The sequence below is a fragment of the Nocardiopsis lucentensis DSM 44048 genome, from assembly GCF_000341125.1.
GTDB lineage: Bacteria > Actinomycetota > Actinomycetes > Streptosporangiales > Streptosporangiaceae > Nocardiopsis > Nocardiopsis lucentensis.
Window position 1 is genome coordinate 1 of the sequence record NZ_ANBC01000577.1, and the last position, 4226, is coordinate 4226.

Sequence of the window (4226 nt, forward strand, 5' to 3'; positions counted from 1 at the left end):
CCGCCAAATCGGCGGTTTCGGATCAACCGAACGGGGTAAAGCACCCGTTTTGCTTCATTCACCCTAGCGTACGGATTCGCCCGTTCGGGTTTGTGAAGCGGCTCCCCGAGCTTACCCGCTCCAAGCATGTGCTCGGACCGGTTCGGTCGGGAGGAGGTCTGTGAGCCGCGGCCCGGTTCCGAGTCGACTGATCGCCGCTCGCCGTCCCGCGAAGACTTGCCGAGTCTAGACAATGGGCCCGGAAGCGTCAACTCCATCTGTTTGGTGGAGGGTAACCCCCGCCATCGGATGTCCCGCGTCGATCCTCATCCTGGCGACCGGTTCACGGACTAGCGGCGCCTCCGGGCGAGTCGATCCTCTTCCGAGGACCGGCTGTCTGTGACCTGGACCATGTCCAGGCAAGATCCATCCTCCCCAGCTCACCCCAGACTCAAACCCCCCGATCCCAGATTCCTCATGGGAACCCTCCATCCCCCGCGACAGCACGGACCCGGGGCGGTCCAGAGACTCCCAAGCCCCTGAACCGCCCCGGGTCCGTTCACGTGCGGCGCGCTCCGCACACCCGTCGTCGACCGTGCGGGAGGCACGCGCCTCAGATCATCTCGGCCAGCTCACGCGCCAGCTTCCGGAACGCGATCCCCCGGTGGCTGATCGCGTTCTTCTCCTCCGGGGACATCTCCGCGGTGGTCCTCGTGTGTCCCTCCGGAGCGAACACCGGGTCGTAGCCGAACCCGTGGTCCCCGCGCCGTTCCCGCAGGAGTCGGCCGCGCAGCACCCCCTCGGCCACCACCTCGACCCCGTCCGGCATCACCAGCGCCGCGGCGCACACGAACCGTGCGCCCCTGCGCTCGGCGGGGGTGTCGGCGAGCTGGTCGAGCACCAGGTCCAGGTTCGCGCGGTCCTGGTCCTTCTCCCCGAACCGCCCCGACCACCGTGCCGACAGCACCCCGGGCATGCCCTTGAGCTCGTCGACACTCAGTCCCGAGTCGTCCGCCACCGCGGGAAGACCCGTGTGCGCGGCGATGGCGCGGGCCTTGAGCAGCGCGTTGCCCGTGAAGGTCGGCTCGGTCTCGGGAACCTCCGGAGCGTCCGGGAAGGAGTCGAGCGCCAGCACCTGGGCCTCGACGCCCGCCTCGGCCAGGATGGCCCGCATCTCCGGGACCTTCTTGGCGTTGCGGGTGGCCAGTACGATCCGCACCTCTCCGCCTCCTCCGGGCACGCTCCCGATCCGCCTGCCGATGCCGCCTCGCGTCGAACCGGTGGGATGGGCCGTGTGAGCCGTGGTCACTCCGCCAACGCCTTCTTCTGGATCGCGGTCAGCTCCTCGCAGCCGCTGACCGCGAGATCGAGCAGGGAGTCCAGGAGTTCCCGGTCGAAGGGGGCGCCCTCGGCGGTGCCCTGCACCTCGACGAACTTGCCCTCACCCGTGACGACGACGTTCATGTCGGTCTGGGCGACCGAGTCCTCCAGGTAGTTCAGGTCCAGTCGGGGCTGGCCCTGCACCACGCCGACGCTCACCGCGGACAGCGAGCCGGTGAGCGGGTTGTTCTTCAGCTTGCGGCGCTTGCGCAGCCACTTCATCGCGTCGGCCATGGCCACGTAGGCGCCGGTGATCGCCGCGGTCCGGGTTCCGCCGTCCGCCTGGAGAACGTCGCAGTCCAGGGTGATGGTGTGCTCGCCCATCGCCTTGAAGTCCACGACGGCGCGCAGGGAGCGGCCGACGAGGCGGGAGATCTCGTGCGTGCGGCCGCCGATCTTGCCGCGGACGGACTCACGGGCGCCCCGGGTGTCGGTGGAGCGGGGAAGCATCGCGTACTCGGCGGTGACCCAGCCCTCGCCGGTCCCCCGACGCCACCGGGGGACACCGTCCTCGACGGTGGCCGCGCACAGGACTCTGGTGTCACCGAACTCGATGAGTGCGGAACCCTCCGCGTGGCGGAGCCAGTTGCGGGTGATGGTCACGGGTCGGAGTTGGGTCGGAACGCGTCCGTCAGGTCGAGCCATGGAAAGAGCGTATATCCGTGGAGTGTCCATCGGTGCGGGAGCCGCGAAGTGTCCGCCTCGGCGAAGGGCGCGCCCTTTGCCGTCCTTCGGCGGTCTTGGTCCGTCGACCATGCCCGGCACGGCCGACGAATCCGCTTCCCAACCCGGCCCTCAGCGGCCCTCAGGCCCCGACGATGTGAGTCTCACCGCTGCGCGCCAGCCCGATCGGACCGTCGTAGGTGGATCGTGCCTCGGTGAGTGTGACCTCGTCGTCGTTCCACGGCACCAAGTGGGTGAGGAGCAGTTTCCGCGCACGTGCCCGGCTGGCGTGCTCGCCCGCCTCGCTGCCGGTGAGATGCATGTCCTTGGGGTGTTCCCGGTGGTCCTGGAAGGCCGCCTCGCACAGGAACAGGTCGGTGTCGGTCGCGAGCTCGATCAGGGAGTCGCAGGCCCCCGTGTCACCGGAGTAGGTCAGGGTCCGCCCCCGGTGTTCCAGTCGGATCCCGTACGCCTCCACCGGGTGGTTGACCTCGTCGACGCGGGCGGTGAACGGACCGATCCCGAACGTGCCGACGGTGAGCTCGTGGAAGTCGAAGGCCTCGGTCATGCCGGGGTCGGGGTCGAGTCCGTACGCCTCGGCCATGCGCAACGCCACGCCCTTGGGGCCGTACACGGGGATGCGCGGTTTGACGCCGCCCGGCGGGAACATGCGCGCGACCCAGTACGAGCACAAGTCGAAGCAGTGGTCGGCGTGCAGGTGGCTCAGGTACACCGCGTCCACGGAGTAGATGTCGACATGCCGCTGGAGCGCCCCCAGCGCCCCGTTGCCCATGTCGAGGAGCAGACGGAAGCCGTCCGCTTCGACCAGGTAGCAGGAGGCCGGGCTGTCCGGCCCGGGGAAGCTCCCGGAGGACCCGATAATCGTGAGTCGCACGTCGTCGTCGCCTTCTCGATGGGCCGCGCGGCGTCCGTGGCACCCTCGTCGTCCCTGTCGACGCTGAGCGCGGATGGCGGCTGGTTCTGCGGATGTCCCGTTGTTACGGGTGTACCCCAATGGCCGCCCGGGTGGTACAAAATGTGGCCTGCATCTCAGGCGACGTGCGTCACGTGTGAATTTTTCACACGACCCGACCAATGATGTCCGGTTCGGTCACATCCCGGAGCCACCGGTGTCCGACGCGGTCGTTCCCGACACACCGAGGGCCGGCGCCCCGTTCGGGGCGCCGGCCCTCCCGGCCGGCACGGGCCGGCGGTCGAGTCGAGGGGCCTCAGGCCCAGAGCTGACCCTCCAGGCGCTCCTCGGCCTCGTCGAGCGTCCCCTCGTAGGCACCGGTGGACAGGTACTTCCACCCGGCGTCGGCGATGACGAACACGATGTCAGCGCGCTCACCCGACTGCTCGGCCTTGCGCGCCATCCCCAAGGCGGCGTGCAGGGCGCCGCCGGTGGAGATGCCCGCGAAGATCCCCTCCTGGTCGAGGAGCTCCCGGGTCCGCTTGAGCGCGGCGTCCGAGGGGACGGAGAAGCGTGTGGTCAGCACGCTCTCGTCGTACAGTTCGGGGACGAACCCCTCGTCCAGGTTGCGCAGGCCGTAGACCAGCTCGCCGTAGCGCGGCTCGGCTGCGACGATCCGCACGTCCGGCTTGTTCTCCCGCAGGTACCGGCCCACCCCCATGAGGGTGCCGGTGGTCCCCAGCCCCGCCACGAAGTGGGTGATCTCCGGCAGGTCCGCGAGGATCTCGGGGCCGGTGGTCTCGTAGTGGGCCCGGGCGTTGGCCGGGTTCCCGTACTGGTAGAGCATCACCCAGTCGGGGTTGGCCCTCGCCATCTCCTTGGCGACGCGCACGGCCTCGTTGGACCCGCCCGCCGCATCGGAGAAGTGGACCTCGGCCCCCCACATACTCAGCAGCTGCTTACGCTCGGCCGACGTGTTCTCCGGCATCACACAGACCATGCGGTAGCCGCGCAGCTTGGCGACCATGGCCAGGGAGATCCCGGTGTTGCCCGACGTCGGCTCCAGGATGGTGCACCCCGGGGAGAGCAGCCCGTCCTTCTCAGCCTGCTCGATCATGAAGAACGCGGCGCGGTCCTTGATCGAGCCGGTGGGATTGCGGTCCTCCAGCTTCGCCCACAGCCGGACGTCCGGTGAGGGCGACAGTCGGGGCAGGCCGACGAGCGGCGTGCCACCGAGGGAGTCGAGCAGGGAGTCGTAGCGCATACCCGGCCTAGCGGCTGGGGGCGGGCC

4 protein-coding genes are annotated in these 4226 nt (G+C 69.4%); all 4 read right to left on the reverse strand.

What is annotated here, in order from left to right:
* Positions 1 to 592 precede the first annotated feature (592 nt).
* On the reverse strand, positions 593 to 1198 hold the full coding sequence (gene rdgB / locus D471_RS0120225) for an RdgB/HAM1 family non-canonical purine NTP pyrophosphatase (protein WP_026127901.1): 606 nt from the start codon (positions 1196 to 1198) through the stop codon (positions 593 to 595).
* Positions 1199 to 1284: 86 nt separating this feature from the next.
* Positions 1285 to 2004, reverse strand: coding sequence for a ribonuclease PH (gene rph, locus D471_RS0120230; protein WP_083924268.1), 720 nt, complete (start codon positions 2002 to 2004; stop codon positions 1285 to 1287).
* Positions 2005 to 2164: 160 nt separating this feature from the next.
* Entirely contained in the window at positions 2165 to 2917 is a 753-nt protein-coding gene (locus D471_RS0120235; protein WP_017600304.1) for an MBL fold metallo-hydrolase, read from the reverse strand.
* Positions 2918 to 3251: 334 nt separating this feature from the next.
* Positions 3252 to 4199, reverse strand: a complete 948-nt coding sequence (locus tag D471_RS0120240) for a PLP-dependent cysteine synthase family protein (RefSeq protein ID WP_017600305.1) — start codon at positions 4197 to 4199, stop codon at positions 3252 to 3254.
* Positions 4200 to 4226: the final 27 nt, after the last annotated feature.

Bases quoted from the DNA above. Each gene is read 5' to 3' on its own strand.
- rph (WP_083924268.1), bottom strand. From the start codon at position 2,004: ATGGCTCGACCTGACGGACGCGTTCCGACCCAACTCCGACCCGTGACC.
- D471_RS0120240 (WP_017600305.1), bottom strand. From the start codon at position 4,199: ATGCGCTACGACTCCCTGCTCGACTCCCTCGGTGGCACGCCGCTCGTC.